This window comes from Phenylobacterium sp. (genome assembly GCF_046290725.1).
Taxonomy (GTDB): Bacteria; Pseudomonadota; Alphaproteobacteria; order Caulobacterales; family Caulobacteraceae; genus Phenylobacterium.
In genome coordinates this window covers 585,545-604,791 of sequence record NZ_JBKBUH010000002.1, presented here as the reverse complement: position 1 = coordinate 604,791, position 19,247 = coordinate 585,545, and the positions used below count along the sequence as shown (strand labels likewise).

Sequence of the window (19,247 nt, the reverse complement as noted above, 5' to 3'; positions counted from 1 at the left end):
AAGCTCTGGGGATGACATGGCAGAACATCGATTGGCCGACCGCGGCGACAGTAAGTGCGGCATGGCTTCAGGCCGTCGGATCTGTAGTCGCCATCGTCGCAGCCATATGGATTGCGAGAGGACAGTCCCGCGAGGCGGACCGGCGGCGCTCTCAACATCACGCCGAGGCGGTGATTCTCGCTCGCGAGTTGGTGGCGAGTGGCGATAAGCGCCTAACCGAGCTCGTCAACTGCGCGATGGGAAGTGCCGACAATCAGGACGTCCTGAGAGAGATCGAAGTGATCGCTCTTCAATCAGCCGCTGACGCTCTCGCACGGATCCCCATTGAGCTCTTGCTTCCGGCGTACAACGCTCGTGCAGCAACTATCGTCGAGAACAGGCTCCGCATCGCGGCTGACATCCTTCGAAGAGGAAGCGCGGACATTCGACAGATCAAGGATCGTCAGCGGCGCATCAGATTGACCCGAGATCTGGCAGCACCGCTTGCGACACACCTCATAGCTATACGTGCGGCTCATTCGGCGATGGACGGAGGGCCACCGGAAGCACCGTAGCCCACGGAGGTCGCTTTCGCGCCACCAACTGACGTTGGCCTCGATCCGCATAGCAGACATCCTCCGGTCGTTCCGAGCCAGTCGCTTCGGAGTGAAGTCCTGGTCCTCTCGTGAGCCTGCTTATGGATGAAGTTACAGCTGCACTGGTTCGGCGCGCGTTGGACGGCGAGATCCTAACCAGCGCGGAGATCGCGGCCCAAATGGACGTCGCGCCACCCGATGATCAAATCGCCTTGCACCAATTGATGCATTGGATCTCAGACGAAGACGTCCGACAGCGCGACCTCGAGTACGCCGCGCTTCAGCGGAAGGAGCTCGCCGACTGGCTTGCAGCTCGCTGAGCTTGCCAATCACGGCGGTAGATCGCGGTTCCGTTCGCGTGGCACCAGGAACAGACCTTCGACCTGCGGCTAGAAGCAGACGCTCCCGGAGCCGGCCATCCCGGTTGCCCCCGCCTGCAAGGTCTTCGCGTCCCGCAGTAGGGCCTCACCCTTGTCGCGGATGCCGCCTTCGACATTGCCCCGCAGCGGACCTCCGTGAGGTTCGATGCAAGGTGCGCTGGGGTGACAAACAAGCGCATCGGGGTCGGCTTATCGGTCAAGTTTCGCTATCGAATCCGTTGAACAGCGCACAGCGTTCGGGAATGACAGAACCCCAGATTCGTCCGGACGGAGGCGCTCGCCTGAGCCTACGACGGGCGGGCGGACAACATTTCGTTTCCATACTCAGCACGAAGAAGGGCGGATAGCATGAGGAGCGTGCTTGTCATATTCCTTGCGCTCGTCGCTGCTTGTCTGATGGTCGTGCGTAAACTTGACAAGAGCGCTGAAGCCTCCACTCCAGACGTGTTGGGAGCATCAGGGCCCGAAGAGGCGCAAGAGATTTTGAAATTAGTTGAGGTCAGTTATCGAATATTGAAATCGGATGAGTTCGCGAACAACTTCATCAAATTGGAGACCAATAACGACGTTCTATACACCCGTCGGGGACCCATCTATATGTCGCCGCGTGAAGTTCTTGAATCTTTACGCTTCGATTCTCTCGCACGCCCCGTGCCAGTCAAATTTGTTATTGTAGGGCAAGACCGGAACAGCAGCGACTGGTATCGCGCCGCGACCTCTCCCGGTGGCTATCTAACCAAGCACGTGAGGATTTATATTGGGCGCGGCAATTTATCGGAATTCGACAGCGCGGATATTGTTGAGCGTTCATGCGCGATAAACACAATGGCGCATGAGCTATCGCATTCTGTGTTCCTGAAAGACGATCCCCGCCAAAGCGTATTTACAGATACGACGCCCAGGGATGACGGCATAGGTGACAATATCAAAGGCGCACCTATTGCGACCTATGCAATTGGGACAGTCGCGCAGTGCACATATCTTCAGATGGAAGGGCGACTTCGGGCTGATGAGTTTCTTGGATGCGTAGAAGTATTCGGCATCAAGTCGTTCCACAGCCCTCGGTGCAAGGAGTTTTCTTTAGGTCAGCCCGTAGTTTATTCCCGGAGCCTTTCGCCGCCCGCTCCTGATGTGTGAAGCCCAGCGGCTCAGATCGATTAGTGCTTCTGCTTGAGCGCATCATCGAAGCGCTTGCCCGACGCGGTGCGCGCGACCTTTCCTGAAAACGCCTCGAGACGAGCGGATGACATCATACGGTTGAGCCTTCGGACCGTCCTCGATGCAAACCAGACTTGGCCCGCAGCCCTGCCGGGCGAGTCCGAGGCGCAGGGGATTCGCGTCACTGAAGCCCGGCCCTAGTTCGGTCTTGCGCCATTGCGGTCATCCGGGCTCGCCCTGGGCCGAGCGCCCGAAAGCTGACGTTCCCAACGTCGGCTTCGAGCCCCTCTCGGTGGTTCAGCCCCCCGCTCACTTCCCCCTCTTCACCGCCGCCAGATCGTCCCTCAGCTTCCGCGCCTCCGCCTCAAGCCGCGCCATCTCCCGCTCGTGGCGCGCTTCCAGCGCCGCGCGGTCGGCTTCCAGCTTCGCAGCTGCGGCGGCCTTCCGCTCGGCCACCTCGGCGAGGCGGGTTTCGAGCTGGGCGATCCGCTTGAGGGTGGCCTTGGAGGGGCCTTTCGGCTTGGGCGGCCTGGTCTTGGCGAGGCTGGCCAGCGCGCCCTTGGTGTTGGCCGGGCGGCGCAGCACCTCGCCGGGTTCGGCCAGGGCGGCCTCCACCAGGTCCGGATCGTCGGTCTCGCGCGCGCCGCCGGTCTTGAAGAGGTCCTGGTTGGCGCCCCAGGCGGCCAAGGCCTTCGGGCGCGAGCTGGTCGCCACCACATAGTCGGTCAGGCCGTCGGAGGTGACGAAGACCTTCAGCCGAGGGGCCAAGCCGCGCTCCCTAGTTGAGAGACGCGAGCTCCCGCGAGAGGTTCGCCCGCGCCTGCGCCTCGAACCGGCCGGCGAAGGCCGGGTCGGGGAAGATAACCGGCGCATCGAGGAAGTGTTGCAGCACCCGCCCGCGGCCGGCGCGCCAGAGGTCCTCGGGCACGTGGGCGTACTCCTCGCGGATCGCGCGGGCGTAGGCGTCGTAGTCCTGCGGCGCGGCGCCGAGGATGGAAAGGTCGATGGGGACCAGGATCTCGCCCAGCCGGTCGCCCGGCTCGACGCTGTGGCCGGCGGTCAGGCGGATCAGCCGGGCGACCTCGTCGCGCTCGTGCAGCGAGGCGCCGAGCTCGCGCAAGCCTTGGCGGGCGAGCTCGGCGCTGCGGGCCTCGTTGTCGGCGGCCTTGGGGTCATAGATCGCGTCGTGCCACCAGATCGCCCAGGTCAGCACCCGGCGCTCGCCCTCCGAGAGGTCCGGAACCGCATCGAGCAGGGCCAGGCACTGCTCGATATGCCGGCGCGTGTGATAGCGCCGGTGCGGCTCGGCATAGGCGGCCTCCAGCGCCGGCGTCACGCGTCGGCCGCGACCTTCATGGAGACGATCTTGCCCGGATTGCGCGGCGGCTCGCCCTTGGGCAGGGCGTCGACGTGCTCCATCCCCTCGGTCACCTCGCCCCAGACCGTGTACTGGCCGTCGAGGAAGGTGGCGTCGTCGAAGCAGATGAAGAACTGGCTGTTGGCCGAGTGCGGCGCAGAGGTGCGGGCCATGGAGCAGACGCCGCGCACATGCGGTTCGCGGCTGAACTCGGCCTGCAGGTTCGGCTTGTCGGAGCCGCCGGTGCCGGTGCCGGTGGGGTCGCCGCCCTGGGCCATGAAGCCCGGGATCACGCGGTGGAAGACGACGCCGTCGTAGAAGCCCTCGCGGGCCAGCTCCTTGATGCGCTCGACATGGCCGGGCGCCAGGTCGGGCCGCAGCTTGATCGTCACCGGCCCGCCTTCCAGCGTCATGATCAGGGTGTTTTCGGGATCCATCACTTCACCTCCGAAGGAACCCTGATCGCGCAGGGCGTGAAATCGGCGCCCATGCGGGCGCGAACATGCTCGACCTCGGCCTTGAACCAGGCGCCGGCCGGATCGACAACGCGGACCACCTTCGGCCGATCCCCGGCGGGCATGTCGGCCAGGATGCGGACGCGCTCCATGCGGTCCTGCGGCGGCTCGACCGGTTCGCCGGTCTTGATGGCGCGCACGGCCTCCAGGCCGTGGATCACCCGGCCCCAGGCGGTGTAGCGCTTTTCCAGCGAGGGATAGGCCTGGCGCATGAGGAAGAACTGGGAATTGGCGCTGTTCTGGTCCTCGCCGCGGGCCATGCCGGCGACGCCGGGGCAGTAGAGCGCCCAGGCGGAGATCCTGCCGTCGGCGGTGAGCGGGGCGAGCATCGGGCTCTGGCTCATCACCGGCAGGGACTTGATGAAGCCGGTCTGGCTGACGTTCTGGTCGGCCACCTGCACGAAGGGGTCGCTGGGGGCCAGGCGGAACAGGAATTCCTGGTCGAGGTTCGGCTTGTCCGACCCACCCGTGCCGGTGTCGTTGGGATCGCCGGTCTGGGCCATGAACAGGTCGATCACCCGGAAGAAGCTGCGCCCGTCATAGAAGCCGGCGCGGGCCAGCTCCTTGATGCGCTGCACATGGGCCGGCGCGACCTCGGGCGTCATCTCCACGAAGACGCGGCCCTTGTTGGTGTCGATGACCAGCACGTCGTCGGGATTGGGGGTGCGCCAGTCGGCGGCGGCGGGTTCGCCCGGGGCCGGCGGCGGCTCGGCTGCGGCGGCGGGGCGGGACCTTTGGGCGGCGGCGGGCGTAGCGGCGAGCGCCGCAACCGCGGCGGCGGCGAGAAGGGTTCGGATCATGGGCTCACTCGTAATAGGCCGAGGCCTCCACCGCCAGCCCGTCGGCGCCGAAACGCAGCACCTCCACCACCTCCCCGCCCGTCCGGGAGCTGAGATAGTGGATGGCCAGCCCGCCGGCCCCGCGGAATTCCTTGAGCTTGGTGAAGGTCAGGTCCGGCGCCCGGCGCAGGGCCTCGCCCCAATAGGCGCGCAGGGCGGGCTTTCCCACCACCCGCCCCGAGACGTCTCCGGTGATCCGGGTCGAGGCCGGGCTGTGGAACACCACGTCTTCGGCATAGTGGGAGAGGATGCGTTCCAGGTCGTGGCTGTTCCAGGCGGCGATCCATTCGTCGCCGGAGACGCCTGTCATCCGTCGACCTTGGCCATCAGGGCGTCCTTCACCCGGGGGCTGACGAACTTCGCCACATCGCCGCCGAGGTGGGCGATCTCCTTGACCAGCTTGGAGGAGATGGCCTGGTGCCGCGGGTCGGCCATCAGGAAGACGGTCTCGACCTCGCGGTCCAGCTGCTGGTTCATGGCCGTCATCTGGAACTCGTATTCGAAATCGGCCACGGCGCGCAGGCCGCGCACGATGATGCCGGCGCCGACCTCGCGCGCGAAATGCATCAGGAGCCCCTGGAACGGCTGGACCACGATCTCGGCGCGGCTCTCCAGGTGCTGGGTCTCGGCCCGCAGGATGGCCACCCGCTCCTCCAGATCGAAAAGAGGCCCCTTGCCGGCGTTGATCGCGACCCCGATCACCAGCCGGTCGACCAGCTTCACGGCGCGGCCGATGATGTCGGTGTGGCCGTTGTGGATCGGGTCGAACGTCCCCGGATAAAGCCCCACGCGCGCCATTCGGCGTCTCCCCCTTTGTTGCAGTGCAACGGATTTCACCGGCGCCTGGAGGGAAAGCAAGCCCTAATCGCGCGAATGCGCCTTAAGCCTCCCCGCCCTCGGCGGCTTCGGCCACATCGCCCTCGCCCTGGTCGGCCAGGCGCTCGACCGAGACCACGTGCTCGTCCTTGCTGGTGCGGAAGATGGTCACGCCCTGGCTGTTGCGGCCGACGATGCGGACCTGGGCCACGGGGGTGCGGATCAGCTGGCCCTGGTCGGTGACCAGCAGGATCTCGTCGAACTCCTCCACCGGGAAGGAAGCGGCGAGCTTGCCGCCGCGCTTGGAGAGGTCCTGGGCCAGCAGCCCCTGCCCGCCCCGGCCGGTGCGCCGGAACTCGTAGGCCGAGGTGCGCTTGCCGAAGCCTTCGGTGGAGACGGTGAGGATCTGCTCCTCGGCCGCGCCCAGCTCGGCGATGCGTTCGACGCTGAGGGTGACCTGGGCCTCGCCCTCGGTTTCGTCCTCCTCGACCGCGGGCGCGTCCTCGGCGTCGGCGGCCTCGCCGCTGGCGGCGCGGCGCATGGCGTTGGCGTGACGCACATAGGCCGCGCGCTCGGCCGCCGTCGCAGCCACCGAACGCAGGATCGCCATGGAGATCACGCTGTCGCCCTCGGCCAGGCGGATGCCGCGGACGCCGGTGGAATCGCGGCCGGCGAACACCCGCACCTCCTCGGTGGCGAAGCGGATGCAGCGGCCGAGCGCGGTGGTCAGCAGGATGTCGTTCTGGCCGGCGTTGCACACTCCGACGCCGATGATCGAGTCGCCCTCGTCCAGCTTCATGGCGATCTTGCCGTTGCGGCGGATGTCGACGAAGTCCGACAGCTTGTTGCGCCGGACATTGCCCGAGCGGGTGGCGAACATCACGTCGTACTGGTCCCAGCTCGCCTCGTCCTCCGGCAGCGGCAGGATGGAGGTGATGCTCTCACCCGGCTCGATCGGCAGCAGGTTCACGAAAGCCTTGCCGCGCGATGTGGGCGTGCCCACCGGCAGGCGCCAGACCTTCAGCTTGTAGGCCTTGCCGCCCGAGGAGAAGAACAGCATCGGCGTGTGGGTGTTGGCCGAGAAGACCCGGGTGACCGCATCCTCTTCCTTGGTCGACATGCCCGAGCGGCCCTTCCCGCCCCGGTGCTGGGTGCGGTAGGTGGCCAGCGGCGTGCGCTTCACATAGCCGCCGTGGGTCACGGTGATGACCATGTCCTCGCGGGCGATGAGGTCCTCGTCCTCGACGTCGGCGTCGCCTTCCACGATCTCGGTGCGGCGCGGCACGGCGAAGGCCTCGCGCACGTCCACCAGCTCCTGGCGGACGATGGCCATGACGTTGTCGCGCGAGGAGAGGATCTCCAGATGGCCGCGGATGGTGCCGGCCAGCTCCTGGGCCTCGCCGAAGATCTCGTCGCGGCCAAGCCCGGTGAGGCGCGAGAGCGTCAGGGCCAGGATGGCGCGGGCCTGCTCGTCGGTCAGGTGGATCTTGTCGCCGTCGACGACGACGGTGCGCGGATCGGCGATCAGCTCCACCAGGGGCATCATGTCGCCGGTCGGCCAGTCGCGGGCCACCAGGCGCTCGCGCGCCTCGGCCGGGTCCTTGGACGAGCGGATGATGTGGATGAACTCGTCGATATTGGCCACGGCGATGGCCAGGCCGACCAAGACGTGGCCGCGGTCGCGGGCCTTGGACAGCTCGAACTTGATCCGGCGGACGACCACGTCCTCGCGGAAGTCGACGAAGGCGGCGATCAGGTCGCGCAGGCCCATCTGGCGCGGGCGGCCACGGTCCAGCGCCAGCATGTTGACCCCGAAGGAGGTCTGCAGGGGCGTGAAGCGGTAGAGCTGGTTCAGCACCACGTCGGCCGAGGCGTCCCGCTTCATCTCCACGACCACGCGCATGCCGTCGCGGTCGCTCTCGTCGCGCAGATCGGAGACGCCCTCGATCTTCTTCTCGCGCACCAGTTCGGCGATGCGCTCGACCATGGCCGCCTTGTTCACCTGGTAGGGGATGGCGGTGATGACGATGGCTTCGCGGTCCTTGCGGATCTCCTGGACCTCGGCCTTGCCGCGCATGATCACCGAGCCGCGCCCGGTCATCAGGGCGTTGCGCGCGCCGGTGCGGCCGATGATCTCGCCGCCGGTGGGGAAGTCCGGCCCCGGCACGATGTCCAAAAGCTCGTCCAGCGCGATCTCGGGATTGTCCACATAAGCCAGGCAGGCGTCGACCACCTCGCCCAGATTGTGCGGCGGGATGTTGGTGGCCATGCCCACGGCGATGCCCCCTGCCCCGTTCACCAGCAGGTTCGGGATGCGCGAGGGCAGAACCACCGGCTCCTTCTCGGAGCCGTCGTAATTGTCCTTGAAGTCGACCGTGTCCTTGTCGAGGTCGGCCAGGATCGCCATGGCCGCCTTGGTCAGCCGGCACTCGGTGTAGCGCATGGCCGCCGGCGGATCGTTGTCCACCGAGCCGAAATTGCCCTGGCCGTCGATCAGGAGCTGGCCCATGGAGAACGGCTGGGCCAGCCGCACCAGGGTGTCGTAGATCGCGACGTCGCCGTGCGGGTGGTACTTACCCATCACGTCGCCGACCACGCGGGCGGATTTCACATAGCCGCGGTCGGGCGTGTGGCCCTGTTCGTTCATGGAGAACAGGATGCGGCGGTGCACGGGCTTGAGGCCGTCGCGCGCGTCCGGCAGGGCGCGGCTGACGATCACGCTCATGGCGTAGTCGAGATACGAGCGCTTCAGCTCGTCTTCGATGGCGATAGGGGCGATGCCCCCGCGCCGGCCGTCATCCGGCGGGGTGTGGGTCTCGTCGGTCAAGAGAGGGATTTAGCCGTTAGAATCGGACACAAAGCTGACTTCGGTTGTTACCATCCCTGGAGCCGCAAGGCCAACGCCCCCCGACCGTTTTCAACCAGGCAGGTTCTCCATGAAATATGCTCTCGCCGCCGTTTTCGCCACCCTCGCCGCGGGCGCGGCGCTCGCCCAGGACGAGCCGGCCAACCTGCGGGTGGAGCTGAAGAATTCGTCCGGCGCAGCGATCGGATCGGCCACCATGGCCGAGGGGCCGTCAGGCGTGCTGATGCGGATCGAGGTCCAGGGCCTGACGCCCGGCTGGCACGGCCTGCATTTCCATGAGACCGGCGACTGCTCGAAGTCGGACTTCACCTCCGCCGGCGGGCACGTGCACGGCAAGCCGACCATGGTGCACGGCCTGCTCAACCCCGACGCCAATGAGGCCGGCGACCTGCCCAATCTCTACGCCGCAGCCGACGGTTCGGCGCGGACCGAGGTGTTTTCCGGATTCGTGTCCCTCAGCGGCAAGGCCGGACGCGAGAACCTGCGCGACGCCGACGGCTCGGCCATCGTCATTCACGCCAACCCCGACGACCACAAGAGCCAGCCCATCGGCGGGGCCGGCGCCCGCGTGGCCTGCGGCGTCATCCCGCCGGCAGGCTGAGGGGCGCGGAGCGGCGTCTGGCCCCTCTTCCTCCTCCGCTTCGCAGGGGAGCATCCGGGCTCATAGATCCTCCCCCAGCGCGGAGGGCGATCTGGGGGAGGTGGATCGGCGCGTCAGCGCCGAGACGGAGGGGGCTTCCTGAATCAAAGTCCCCCTCAGTCAGCTTCGCTGACAGCTCCCCCACCGGGGAAGCATCCTCGTCGCCGTGCTTAGAACGGGATCTCGTCGTCGAGATCGGCGGAGAAATCCTCACGCGGGCCGGAGCTCTGGTTGCGCTGCCCGCCCCCGAAGCCGCCGCCGCCCGAATAGCCGCCGCCGTAGTCGCCCGACTCCCGCTCGGCGTCGCCGCCGCGACCGTCCAGCATGGTCAATTCGCCGCGGAACTTCTGCAGCACCACCTCGGTGGAATACTTCTCCTGGCCCGACTGGTCGGTCCACTTGCGGGTCTGGAGCGCGCCTTCGATATAGACTTTGGAGCCCTTGCGCAGATAGCTCTCGGCCACCTTCACCAGGTTGTCGTTGAAGATCACGACCCGGTGCCACTCCGTGCGCTCCTTGCGCTCGCCAGACCCGCGGTCGCGCCAGGTCTCGGACGTGGCGACCCGCAGGTTGGCCACCCGATCACCGGAATTGAGAGTGCGGATTTCCGGATCGGCGCCGAGATTGCCGACCAGAATGACCTTGTTGACGCTGCCCGCCATGTCGATGTCCTTAGCTTTCCGTAGCTGCGGGCTGTCGCCCAGCCGCGGACGCTAGCCGAGCGGATCGCGGCGATCAAGTTAATGTTCTGCTTATGTTCGCGCCGGTCTGCGCTTCGTCCACAAGGGAATCGCCGCGGCCTATTGCCCTTCCGGCGGCATGGCCACCGCGCCGGGGATCGCCAGGCGCCCGTCGCCCGTGCGCACCAAGGCGAGGTAGCGGTGCCCTTCCAGGGTAGGGCCCGTGAAGATCCCTTCCCGCTGCAGGAACAGGAAGTTGCCCTGATAGGCGCCGACGATCTTGCGCTGATTGCCGCCCATGCGCAGGAAGCGGATCCGCATCCCCTCCAGCTCCGCAGCGCAGTTCTCTAGGGTCGGCTGGCTGCCCGCCAGGCGGTTGTACTTCAGCTTTCCGTCCGCGCCCTGGACCACATGATAGCAGACGCCGGGCTCCCCCGGCGGCCGGGTGCGCTGGGCGCAGGCGGCGACGGAGACGGCGGCGAGGCCAAGGACGAGGGCGGTGCGGAGCTTCATGGCTTCAAGCCTTATATGCGCGATTGCGGCCTTGCGAGGGCCTGTTCAGCCCACGGTCGGCAAGGCGCAGCCCGGCCCCTGCTCCACCAGGGTGCGGAAGCTGCGATTGTCGCCGGAGATCTCGACCTTGCCGGCCACCAGCCGCAGGGTCTGCTGGCCCCAGCGGCCGTAGGTCGCCGCGCCGGGCCGTTCGCAGCGCCCGGCGAACAGCGTCTGGACGCAGGCGTTCAGCGTGGTTTCCCCCGGCAGGTCCCGCCAGCGGCCGTCGGCGTAGCGCCAGCAGGTTCCGACCGGCGCCTGGGGCGCTGCGGCCGACCCGGTGGCGGGCGCCGGCGTCGGCGCGGGAGCCGGGGCGAGCGACGTCACCTCCTCCGGCGGCAGGGGCGTCAGCATGGTCCCAGCCTCGCCTGCGGCGGCCAGGGCGCCGCTTTCATCGAGCCCCACGTCCAGCGCGCCGGTGGCCACGCCGTTGCGCTGAGCGCACTCGGCCAGGGTCAGATCCCCCACATACTGGCCGGCCACGAAGCAGCGCAGCGGCCGGGCCGGATCGAGCCGACCCTCGTCGGGATCGCCCGTCTCGACCACCAGCCCGCCCTGCGAGGCCGGAGGCGCCTCCGCCGGCGCGCCACGGCCGCTGGCCGCCAGCCAGGCCGCCCCGCCGATGCCCGCGGCCACCGCGACGGCGCCGCCGAGCAGGATCAGGACGAGCCGCCGGTCTTTCAGGAATTCCATGGCCCCTGGCTAGACTGCGCAGGTGACGGTTTCAAGCGCGCTGCATCATCCGCCGAGGAGGCGGTTGAGGCCGGCCTGGTAGTTGGCGATCTGGGCCTTCAGATAGGCCGGCGCCTCGCCGGTCGCCTTCTTCGCCGTGGATTGCGGGTTCAGGCCCGCCTGCAGGTCGCGATAGGCGGTGCGCAGGGTCGAGGTCGCCATGGTCAGGCGGTCGATGGCGGCCTTGATCGCCTCGGGGGAATTAAGGTGCAGGTCGCGCGGCAGCTTCAGGCCGTACATCGGGTTTCCACCGTCGGCCGGCACGCTCTTGCCGTCCTTGAAGGTGGTGGTGCGGACGAACCCTTCCTTCAGGCCGAGCGCCTCCAGCGCGTCGCGCCCGCCCTTCCCGCCCAAAATCTCCAGGCTCTGGCGCGAATTCTGCGGCCGGATCTGCAGCATGCGCCGCTCGCCGTCGGAGGGGAGGTCCACGCGCACCTGGAAGCCGGTGGCCCGGCGGACCTTCTGAGCCAGGGTGTCCAGGGTGTCGTTGGCCTCGATGGTGATGGTCACCGGCCGTGCGCCGGGCCGCACCCGGATCTGGAACTGGTCGCCGGCGCGGGCGGCGGTGCCCGAGGTGACCAGCTGGCTGTCGGTATAGTCCACATAGCCCTTGGGCAGGCCCAGGCGGTCAAGGGCGCTGGCGCCGGTCATGTCGACCGAGATGGAGTTGGGCGCGCCGAACTTGTCCTGGCCGGTGAAGCGCTGCGACCAGCCGACGGCGCCGGTGTCGAGGTCCAGTTCGGCGATGAAGCCGTCCGCCTTGCCGACCGCCTCGGTCATGCCCGGAAGGTCGGTCTTGCTCGTGCCGGTCAGCCAGACCTTGCCGCCGGCGATGGTCATGGCCGTAGCGCGGTCGTCGCCGGCGCCGCCGTAATAGGCGATGGCGTCGGACGCCCCGGCTGAGAGACCAGCCGAAACCCTCAGCGCGAAGGCGTCGACGCCGCCCGACGCGGCGCGCGTGGTGGTCCCCACGGACAGGTTCGGGCCGGTCGAGCCGGCGAGAATGATGTTCCCGCCTTCGATGGCGATCCCGGCGACATTGCCGCCGCCGAGCGAGCCCAGGTTGCGCGTCGCCTGCAGCGTCGGGGCGAACGGATCGCTCATGTCGAACCGGCGCAGGTTGATCTCGCCGCCCTCGATGCTGGCGACGACGACGCTGGAGCCGTCCACCACCAGGCCTGCCGGCTTGTCCTCACCGGCGGTTCCGAACTGCAGGGTCGAGCGCAGGGTCCCTGCGTCGCTGTAGGTCAGGAGATAGTTGTCCCAGCCGCCGAGCCCGGCCGCGCCGGGCATGGCGCTCCGGGTCCGCCCCAGGACGTGGACGGAGCCGTCGGCGCCGAAGGCCACGCCGGTGGCCTCGTCCTCTGCGCTCGCGCCGCGACGTTCGGTCCAGAGCTCCTCGCCCTTGGAGTTGAACACCGTCACGAAACTGTCGGAGACGCTGGCGCTGGCGAACTTGTCGGTGGCGTCGAGGCCGCCGGTCACCGAGCCGGCGATCGCCACGCGCCCGTCGTCGGCGACGGACAGCGCCAGGCCGCTGGCGTTCTCCGAGGCGCCGAGCGTGCGCGTGTAGACGATGTTCCCGGCCGAATCGAGCTTGAGCAGGGCGACGTCGGTCGAGCCCTTAATCTCCTGGCCGTCGATGGCGCCGTCGACGTCGGCGAGCATGTAGATAAAGCCGTCGGACCCCATCACCTGAGTGCGAACCGACTTCACGCTTTCCGGCAAGGCGCCGCCGAAGACGCGCCCCTCGACCCAGTTCGTGTCGCCCGGCCGGCGCACGGCGTCGGCCGTGGTCCCGGTCTCGAACTTCAGCAGCTCCTGCTGGAAGACGCCGTCGTCGGTGGAGACCTTGCCGTCGGGATTCGGGTCGCCCGCCTTCTGGGTGACATAGACCGCCGGAGACGTGACCGGCGCGGAGAAGGTCAGCTTCTCGGTCGAATCGCCCTGGATCTTCAGAGCGAACTGGTCCTTGCCCTTGGCGAGGGTGACGGTCCGGCCGTTGATCTGGGCGGTCTTGTCCTCGCCCTTGGTGCGTTCGACGGCGAAGCGGGTCGTGTAGGAGGTCTGGGCCAGCTTGTCGTTCATGTACTTGACGACATTGGCCATGGTGCGCGGCGTCGACCCCATCTCCGAAAGATCGAAGTCGACCACGCCCGTCACGTTGTTCGGCTGCTTGACGCTGACCTGGAAGCGGATGTCGCCCTTGAACGCCTCGACCTCGTCGGTTTCCGATCCTTCGTGCAGGACGGCGGTGACATAGCGCGGGCTGGTCTTGGGCACGCCCACGGCCATCTTGGCCTTGTCGGCCGCGTCGCCGTGGGTGAGGCGCAGCTTCTCGAACTTGGCCGCGTCGATATAGGCCGAGACCTCGGCCATGCCGCGGTCGAAGGCGGTCTGGATCCGCTTCAGCTCGGCGGTCGAGGTGTCCTTGCTGTCGGCCCGCTTGGCCAGGCTCTCGAGCGTCGCCAGCGCCTGGTGCATGGCGAACAGCTTCTTGTAGTCCTCGCTGGCGCCCTTGACGTCGAGCTTGGCCAGGTCCTCATCGACGAACTTGCGGCCGCGCAGGACGTTGCCGACGATCTCGTCGACCTTCGGCGCCTTGGAAAGCGTACTCCAGGGCGGGGTCGGGGCCTTCTTGGCGCCCGCAGTCGAGCCCAGGACCGAGCCGCCGACCGCGGTCCCGTTCCGGGCCTGGAAATACCCGAGCAGCAGATTGGAATCGAAACTGATCAAATCGCTCGTCCGAAGGCTGCAAGCGCCCCATCCGAACCTTGCCGCCCAAGGGCTGACGAGAGGTTAAGGCGCCGCTTCGAGGCGACAAAAAGGCCCCGGGCCGCCTGGGCCCGGGGCCTCTTCGCTCCCCCAACAAACTTGTTCCCACCGCTACTGGAAGAGCTTCAGGATGACCTGCGGCTGCGAGTTGGCGATGGAGAGCGCCTGGGCGCCCAGCTGCTGCTGTACCTGAAGGGCTTGCAAGCGGGCGCTTTCCTTGGCGATGTCGGCGTCGACCAGGTTGCCGATCCCGGTCTCGAGCACGTCCTGCAGCTTGGTGACGAAGGTCACGTGCTTTTCGATCTGCTTGGCCTGCGCGCCCAGTTCCGCCAGCGCCGAGGTCACGTTGGAGATCGCGATGTCGAGCGCCGAGCGCACGCCGAGAATGGTGGTCGTCGACCCCGTCAGGGTGGTGCCCGCCAGATTGATCACCGGGCCGGAGATCGTGAAGTTCTGGGGCATCAGGCGGATGTAGCTGTCGCCGTCCGCGTTCGCGAGGAAGTTCAGTTCCGCCGAGAACATGCCGCTCAGCAGGCCGACCCCGTCGAAGGCCGCCGAGGAGGCGAACTGCGAGATGGCGCTGAGCAGGGTCTGGTATTCGTCGTTGAAGGCCTTGCGGGTCTGATCGGTCGCCGAGCCTTCGGCCGCGCCGACGACCTTCTCGCGCATCTGGATCAGGATATCGGAGATCTGTGTGCCGGCGGTCAGCGCCACGTCGGCGATCGAGGTCGCCCGGTCGAGGCTCATCTTCACGGCCGAGAGCGAGTTGAAGTCGGCGCGCTGCTTCTGGGCGATGGCGTAGATCGAGGCCGAGTCCTTGGCGTTCGCCACCCTGAGGCCGGTGTTGATCCGGCTCTGGACGTCGGAAAGGCGCTCGTTGGTGGCTGTGAGCTGCTGCAGCGCGATCAGCGCAGACTTATTGGTGTTGACGCTCATTCCCACGGCGCATCTCCTTCAGAGACCCTGCGGACGAGGCCGACTCGCCCCTCCGACATGGTTAACGCTTAGGGGCGTATGGTATTCAGAAGGTTAACGCCGAGCGCCGCCCGCCGGCGCGGCCGGAGGCGGTCGAGCTCCTCGCGGAGCCAATCCAGTTGCGGCGCCTAGGGGCCGCCCGTCAGACCTGAGCCGAGATCACGTCGCCTGCGGCGTAGGTCTCTTCTTCGCGCATCCGCACCACGTCTTCCCGGGGCAGCTGCAGGACCACCTCGCCGGTGCGGCGGTCGATGGTCTTGTAGACGAAGGTTCCGGCCTGCTCCTCGATGATCAGCCTCAGGTCCGGTTCGGCCGATGCGGCCGGCGGAGGCGCGGACGCCGCCTGGGGCGGGCGAGCGCTCTGAAGCGGTTCGGGAGGCGGCGCGGGATTGATCGCGAGCTTGTTCTCCATCGTTCCACTCGCTGCGTCTTAAGGACGCGGCGATCCTCTGAGGCGAAGACGGCGGGAAGGTTCCCCTCCCCGCCGCCGCCGCAGGACGCGGCGAAAACCGCGCCCGGATGGCCTTATCGGAACAGGCCGAGCAGGATGCCCGACGACTGGTTCGCGATCGACAGGGCCTGCACGCCAAGCTGCTGCTTGGTCTGCAAGGCCTGCAGTTTCGCGCTTTCCTTCGCCAGGTCGGCGTCCACCAGGTTGCCGACACCGGCGTCCAGGGTGTCCTGGAGCTTCATGATGTTGGTCAGGTGGGTGTCGAGCGCCTTGGCGCCCGTACCGATCTTCGACAGCTGCGCCGAGACTTCCTGGATGGCGGCCTCGATCTCGCCGACGTGCGTCGACGTGATGGTGCCGGTCAGCGAGGAGGTGGTGGCGGCGATGACCGTGTTCGACTTCGACAGGTCCGCGTGGGCGATGTCGATGGTCGCGTCACCCTTGGCGTTGGCGATCGCAGCGATGCTGGCGCTGTTCACCGTGGTGGACGAGATCAGGTTCACGCCGTCGAAGGTGGCGTTGTTGGCGATCGTGTCGATCTGATCGCGCAGGGCCGTGTATTCGTCGCTGAGGGCTTGCTTGGAGGCGGAGGTGAGGCCGGCTTCCGTCGCCGCCAGGACCTTTTCCTTCATCTGAACGAGGATGTCGGAGATGGCCTGACCGGCGGTCATCGCAACTTCGGCGACCGATTGGCCGCGGTTGAGCGAGGAGACCACCGAGTTCAGAGACGCGGATTCGGCGCGCTGGTTCTGGGCGATGGCCCAGATGGCGCCGTTGTCCTTGGCGGTCGCGATCTTCAGGCCGGTGTTGATCCGGTTGGAGACGACGCCCAGGTCTTTGTTGGTGGAGTTCAGGTTTTGCAGCGCGACCATCGCGCCGTTGTTCGTGTTGACGGAATTCATCGCCATAGCACTTCAGTCCTTTTCTCAGGGACCGGCGTCATTTTGACGGCCGGGGGCGTTTTGCCCGGGGGAGGTCCAAGCAAGCCGCGGGCCACCCTCCGGCGCACCCGGGACCCCTTGTTTCGGCGGGGATTTCCCGCGAGCGGGGCCGGTGTTTTCTGCCGCCCCTCGACCGAAGCCCGGCAAAATCTGCCGGTCCGCTCGGCAGATTTTGCCGGGACGCCGGAGCCGGAAAACGAAAAACGCCGGCCTTGCGGCCGGCGTCGGTGCGAAGCCCGAGAGAGGGTCGGCGCCGTCAGGCGGCGGCGGGCGCCTCCGGCTTCTGGCTCAGCGCCTGCATCATGGTCCGGTTGATGTCGATCAGCGCCTCGAAGTCGTCCTCGCCGCGCATCACCAGACTGGATTGGCGGCCGACCCAGAGGCTCAAGGAGATGATGCTGGCGCGCACCTGGGGCGGCAGCTGGTTGCCTTCGCTGGAACAGTCCAGCGCCAAGGTCGACCACAGGCGCCGGTTCCAATCCAGGGCGTCGATGCGCGTCGCATAGTCGGTCGCCGGCGCCTCGCTGGCCGCGATCAAGGCCCGTGTCACCTGGCCGAACAGACGGTACTCGACGTCCCGGGGCGGCTCAGCCCGGGTGGCCGCCTGCTGGTACGCTCGGAGCGACATTCCCCAACCTCTCGTCTTCGTACTCAATGAGCTTCCGGCACAGCATCAGGGCCTTGTAGAACTCCTTGGCCATGGCGTGCTTGGAGATGGCGACGCAGTCGGCCAGGATCTCGGGATTCCGGATCGCCCCCATGAACTCGGTCAGGCGCTGGACGAACTCGTCGTAATAGCGATGGGCCCCCGCCTCATCGAGGTACATCATCATCATCGGGAAGTAGATGCGCCGCGCAGGCGTAACGGCTTCCTCCGGCTGCATGATGTCCTTCTCGCGGAGGACCGAGGCCTTGTTCTGCAAGACAAGCGTGGTCCGGCGATCGCCGTTCTGCACCACGGCGCCGTTCAATACGAACTTCTCGCCGGGTTTCAGGGACAGCTTCAGCGGCATTCCTCGGTCTCCGATTGAGGCGCGTCGCCCAACTCCCCTGGCAGCCCCCGCTGCAGTCGAGCTCACGCTAGATGGCAGGAGTTAACCGCTTCTTTCACGGAACCCCAGGATCGATATTAGCAGACCGTTAAGCATGTTTTTTCAAGGTCCGGGGGCGCTCCACAGAAGGAAAGGGCCTGCCATGATCGGGGCTTCGACCGACGCGATCCCGATCAAGGTCCACGCCCCGCTCGATTCCGGGCCGGCGGGGGACGCGGCGTCGCGCCAGGCGCTTTCGGCCCTGTCCAAACAGATCTCGTCGCTCAAGGCGACCAAGGCCGCCCTGCCCCATATGAAACGGGCGGTCGCCTTCTGCCAGTCGAAGGAATTCGAGAAGGCTCGGGATGCGGCGCGGCGCGCCGTCGAAGCCGATCCGCGCCTGGTGATCGGCTGGCACGTCCTCGGCATCGCGCTGGAGAAGACGGACGATTTCGAAGGCGCGCTGGACGCTTATGAAAAGGGCCTGGTGCTCGATCCGACCAATCCGCCGATCGCCAACGACCTGGGGCGCCTCGCGATGCGGCTGGAGATGCTGCCCCAGGCCGAGGCGCTCTTCCGCCACTATCTCGCCCACCGGCCCAACAGCCCCGAGGCGGCCAACAATCTCGGCTGCCTGCTCCGCGCCCAGATGCGCTTCCAGGACGCCATCGACATCCTGAAACCCGCCGTGCAGGCGCACCCGGACCACACCCTGCTCTGGATCACCCTCGGCACGGTGGTCGGCGACATGGGGCAGATCGAATCGTCCGAGGCTTTCTATCGCGAGGCGATCCGGCTCGAGCCGATGAACGCCAAGGCCCGCTACAACCTGTCGCACGTGCTTTACACCCACGGCGACCTGGACGAGGCCATCGCCCTCGGAGAGAGCGCGCTGGCCGACGCCGAAAATCCTTCCGATGCGGCCATGATGCGGTTCGCCCTGGCGGTCGGCCGCCTCACCCGCGGCGACATAGCGCGGGGCTGGGAAAACTACGACGCGCGGCTCGATCCGCACTATCACGAGCCCATCCATTTCGTCTGCAACCGCCCCCGGTGGGAGCCGGGCGCCGACATCGCCGGCCGCCACCTCTTCCTGTTCGGCGAACAGGGCTTGGGCGACGAGATCATGTTCGCCAGCCTGCTGCCCGACGTTCTGCGCGAGCTTGGGCCCGGCGGCCGTCTGACGATGGCGGTGACGGACCGCCTCCTGCCGCTGTTCCGCCGTTCGTTCCCGGAGGTGAACTTCGGCCTCCACAAGACGGTCAAGCACCGCGGCCACAACATCCGTTCGGCTCCCTTCATCGAGAACTGGGAGGACATCGACCTCTGGGCCCCGATGGCCGAGCCGGTGCGCCAGTTCCGGCTCAGCCTCGAGGACTTCCCGGATCGCCCGGAAGGCTTCATGCGGGCCGATCCGGAGCGCGTCGCCTATTGGCGCGGCGTGATGGACGCCCTGCCCGGCCCCAAGATCGGCCTGCTCTGGACCAGCCTCGTCATCAACAACCACCGCCAGCGCTTCTTCGCCGCCATGGAGGAATGGGAGCCGCTGCTGCGCACGCCCGGGGTCACCTTCGTCAACCTGCAGTACGGCGACCGCTCGGCCGACCTCGCCCTGGCGCGCGAGCGTTTCGGGGTGGAGATCTTCGACCCGCCGGGGATCGACCTGCGCAACGACCTGGACGAGGTCGCCGCCCTGGCCAGCGCGCTCGACCTGGTGATCGGCATCTCCAACGCCAGCTTCAACATCGCCGCCGCCTGCGGCACGCCCTGCTGGCTGGTCACCGGTCGGCGCTCCTGGACCCGCCTGGGGACCGATCACTATCCCTGGTACAGCCAGGTGCGGGTGTTCGAGAACCAGGACTACAACGACTGGAGCCCGACCATGGCCCGGATCACCGAAGCCCTGAGCGAGCGCGTGAACGGCGGAACACTGCTTCGCGCCGCGGGTTGATCGCCTGGAGGGC

Annotated in this window: 19 protein-coding genes; 3 read left to right on the top strand and 16 right to left on the bottom strand. The window is 67.3% G+C overall.

Annotated features, from left to right (window positions below):
- The first annotated feature begins 1,303 nt into the window (after positions 1–1,303).
- A complete protein-coding gene (locus ACK41C_RS14235; protein ID WP_409655575.1) occupies positions 1,304–2,092 on the top strand; it encodes a hypothetical protein in 789 nt (262 codons plus the stop codon).
- A gap of 330 nt (positions 2,093–2,422) precedes the next feature.
- Here the strand turns inward: ACK41C_RS14235 and ACK41C_RS14230 are convergent, their stop codons facing one another.
- The 7 genes from ACK41C_RS14230 to gyrA form a co-directional block, all read right to left on the bottom strand.
- Positions 2,423–2,881, bottom strand: coding sequence for a hypothetical protein (locus ACK41C_RS14230; RefSeq protein ID WP_409655572.1), 459 nt, complete (start codon positions 2,879–2,881; stop codon positions 2,423–2,425).
- 10 nt (positions 2,882–2,891) lie between these two features.
- Positions 2,892–3,449: a phosphohydrolase gene (locus ACK41C_RS14225; RefSeq protein WP_409655570.1), complete on the bottom strand. Its 558-nt coding sequence runs from the start codon at positions 3,447–3,449 to the stop codon at positions 2,892–2,894.
- On the bottom strand, positions 3,446–3,907 hold the full coding sequence (locus ACK41C_RS14220) for a peptidylprolyl isomerase (RefSeq protein WP_409655567.1): 462 nt from the start codon (positions 3,905–3,907) through the stop codon (positions 3,446–3,448). Before ACK41C_RS14220 ends, ACK41C_RS14225 begins: the two co-directional genes overlap by 4 nt.
- Positions 3,907–4,785 (bottom strand): peptidylprolyl isomerase, encoded by an 879-nt coding sequence (locus ACK41C_RS14215; protein ID WP_409655565.1) that lies wholly within the window; start codon positions 4,783–4,785, stop codon positions 3,907–3,909. Before ACK41C_RS14215 ends, ACK41C_RS14220 begins: the two co-directional genes overlap by 1 nt.
- Positions 4,786–4,789: 4 nt before the next feature.
- On the bottom strand, positions 4,790–5,134 hold the full coding sequence (locus ACK41C_RS14210; RefSeq protein ID WP_409655563.1) for a nuclear transport factor 2 family protein: 345 nt from the start codon (positions 5,132–5,134) through the stop codon (positions 4,790–4,792).
- A complete protein-coding gene (coaD, locus tag ACK41C_RS14205) occupies positions 5,131–5,622 on the bottom strand; it encodes a pantetheine-phosphate adenylyltransferase (protein ID WP_409655560.1) in 492 nt (163 codons plus the stop codon). Before coaD ends, ACK41C_RS14210 begins: the two co-directional genes overlap by 4 nt.
- Positions 5,623–5,704: 82 nt before the next feature.
- Positions 5,705–8,467 carry a DNA gyrase subunit A gene (gyrA, locus tag ACK41C_RS14200; RefSeq protein WP_409655557.1) on the bottom strand — a complete coding sequence of 921 codons (2,763 nt, stop codon included), beginning with the start codon at positions 8,465–8,467 and terminating at the stop codon, positions 5,705–5,707.
- Positions 8,468–8,576: 109 nt separating this feature from the next.
- Here gyrA and ACK41C_RS14195 point away from each other — a divergent pair, with 109 nt between their 5' ends.
- Positions 8,577–9,107, top strand: a complete 531-nt coding sequence (locus ACK41C_RS14195; protein WP_409655554.1) for a superoxide dismutase family protein — start codon at positions 8,577–8,579, stop codon at positions 9,105–9,107.
- A gap of 209 nt (positions 9,108–9,316) precedes the next feature.
- Here the strand turns inward: ACK41C_RS14195 and ssb are convergent, their stop codons facing one another.
- The 9 genes from ssb to flbT all read right to left on the bottom strand — a co-directional run bounded on the left by ssb (position 9,317) and on the right by flbT (position 17,265).
- Positions 9,317–9,808: a single-stranded DNA-binding protein gene (gene ssb, locus ACK41C_RS14190; protein WP_409655551.1), complete on the bottom strand. Its 492-nt coding sequence runs from the start codon at positions 9,806–9,808 to the stop codon at positions 9,317–9,319.
- 138 nt (positions 9,809–9,946) lie between these two features.
- Positions 9,947–10,339, bottom strand: coding sequence for a hypothetical protein (locus tag ACK41C_RS14185; protein WP_409655549.1), 393 nt, complete (start codon positions 10,337–10,339; stop codon positions 9,947–9,949).
- Between the two features lie 45 nt (positions 10,340–10,384).
- Entirely contained in the window at positions 10,385–11,071 is a 687-nt protein-coding gene (locus ACK41C_RS14180; protein WP_409655546.1) for a hypothetical protein, read from the bottom strand.
- A gap of 45 nt (positions 11,072–11,116) precedes the next feature.
- Positions 11,117–13,846, bottom strand: coding sequence for a hypothetical protein (locus tag ACK41C_RS14175; RefSeq protein WP_409655544.1), 2,730 nt, complete (start codon positions 13,844–13,846; stop codon positions 11,117–11,119).
- A 150-nt stretch (positions 13,847–13,996) separates the two neighbouring features.
- Positions 13,997–14,821 (bottom strand): flagellin, encoded by an 825-nt coding sequence (locus tag ACK41C_RS14170; protein WP_409655541.1) that lies wholly within the window; start codon positions 14,819–14,821, stop codon positions 13,997–13,999.
- 181 nt (positions 14,822–15,002) lie between these two features.
- The gene (locus ACK41C_RS14165; RefSeq protein WP_409655538.1) at positions 15,003–15,272 is read right to left on the bottom strand and encodes a hypothetical protein; all 270 of its coding nucleotides are present in this window, start codon (positions 15,270–15,272) and stop codon (positions 15,003–15,005) included.
- A 113-nt stretch (positions 15,273–15,385) separates the two neighbouring features.
- Entirely contained in the window at positions 15,386–16,219 is an 834-nt protein-coding gene (locus ACK41C_RS14160) for a flagellin (RefSeq protein ID WP_409655536.1), read from the bottom strand.
- Between the two features lie 289 nt (positions 16,220–16,508).
- Positions 16,509–16,880 (bottom strand): flagellar biosynthesis regulator FlaF, encoded by a 372-nt coding sequence (flaF, locus tag ACK41C_RS14155; RefSeq protein WP_409655533.1) that lies wholly within the window; start codon positions 16,878–16,880, stop codon positions 16,509–16,511.
- On the bottom strand, positions 16,840–17,265 hold the full coding sequence (flbT, locus tag ACK41C_RS14150) for a flagellar biosynthesis repressor FlbT (protein WP_409655530.1): 426 nt from the start codon (positions 17,263–17,265) through the stop codon (positions 16,840–16,842). The genes flaF and flbT overlap by 41 nt, the downstream gene beginning before the upstream one ends.
- Positions 17,266–17,446: 181 nt before the next feature.
- On the opposite strand from flbT, the gene ACK41C_RS14145 reads away from it, so the two are divergent.
- On the top strand, positions 17,447–19,234 hold the full coding sequence (locus ACK41C_RS14145) for a tetratricopeptide repeat protein (protein ID WP_409655527.1): 1,788 nt from the start codon (positions 17,447–17,449) through the stop codon (positions 19,232–19,234).
- Positions 19,235–19,247 lie beyond the last annotated feature (13 nt).

What these genes read in the sequence shown, in the direction of transcription:
- ACK41C_RS14160 (WP_409655536.1), bottom strand. Translation starts at nt 16,219, where the DNA reads ATGGCGATGAATTCCGTCAACACGAACAACGGCGCGATGGTCGCGCTG.
- ACK41C_RS14185 (WP_409655549.1), bottom strand. Translation starts at nt 10,339, where the DNA reads ATGAAGCTCCGCACCGCCCTCGTCCTTGGCCTCGCCGCCGTCTCCGTC.
- flaF (WP_409655533.1), bottom strand. Translation starts at nt 16,880, where the DNA reads ATGTCGCTCCGAGCGTACCAGCAGGCGGCCACCCGGGCTGAGCCGCCC.
- ACK41C_RS14165 (WP_409655538.1), bottom strand. Translation starts at nt 15,272, where the DNA reads ATGGAGAACAAGCTCGCGATCAATCCCGCGCCGCCTCCCGAACCGCTT.
- ACK41C_RS14235 (WP_409655575.1), top strand. Translation starts at nt 1,304, where the DNA reads ATGAGGAGCGTGCTTGTCATATTCCTTGCGCTCGTCGCTGCTTGTCTG.
- ACK41C_RS14195 (WP_409655554.1), top strand. Translation starts at nt 8,577, where the DNA reads ATGAAATATGCTCTCGCCGCCGTTTTCGCCACCCTCGCCGCGGGCGCG.
- ACK41C_RS14145 (WP_409655527.1), top strand. Translation starts at nt 17,447, where the DNA reads ATGATCGGGGCTTCGACCGACGCGATCCCGATCAAGGTCCACGCCCCG.
- coaD (WP_409655560.1), bottom strand. Translation starts at nt 5,622, where the DNA reads ATGGCGCGCGTGGGGCTTTATCCGGGGACGTTCGACCCGATCCACAAC.
- ACK41C_RS14210 (WP_409655563.1), bottom strand. Translation starts at nt 5,134, where the DNA reads ATGACAGGCGTCTCCGGCGACGAATGGATCGCCGCCTGGAACAGCCAC.
- ACK41C_RS14180 (WP_409655546.1), bottom strand. Translation starts at nt 11,071, where the DNA reads ATGGAATTCCTGAAAGACCGGCGGCTCGTCCTGATCCTGCTCGGCGGC.
- ACK41C_RS14170 (WP_409655541.1), bottom strand. Translation starts at nt 14,821, where the DNA reads ATGAGCGTCAACACCAATAAGTCTGCGCTGATCGCGCTGCAGCAGCTC.
- ACK41C_RS14215 (WP_409655565.1), bottom strand. Translation starts at nt 4,785, where the DNA reads ATGATCCGAACCCTTCTCGCCGCCGCCGCGGTTGCGGCGCTCGCCGCT.
- flbT (WP_409655530.1), bottom strand. Translation starts at nt 17,265, where the DNA reads ATGCCGCTGAAGCTGTCCCTGAAACCCGGCGAGAAGTTCGTATTGAAC.
- ACK41C_RS14220 (WP_409655567.1), bottom strand. Translation starts at nt 3,907, where the DNA reads ATGGATCCCGAAAACACCCTGATCATGACGCTGGAAGGCGGGCCGGTG.
- ssb (WP_409655551.1), bottom strand. Translation starts at nt 9,808, where the DNA reads ATGGCGGGCAGCGTCAACAAGGTCATTCTGGTCGGCAATCTCGGCGCC.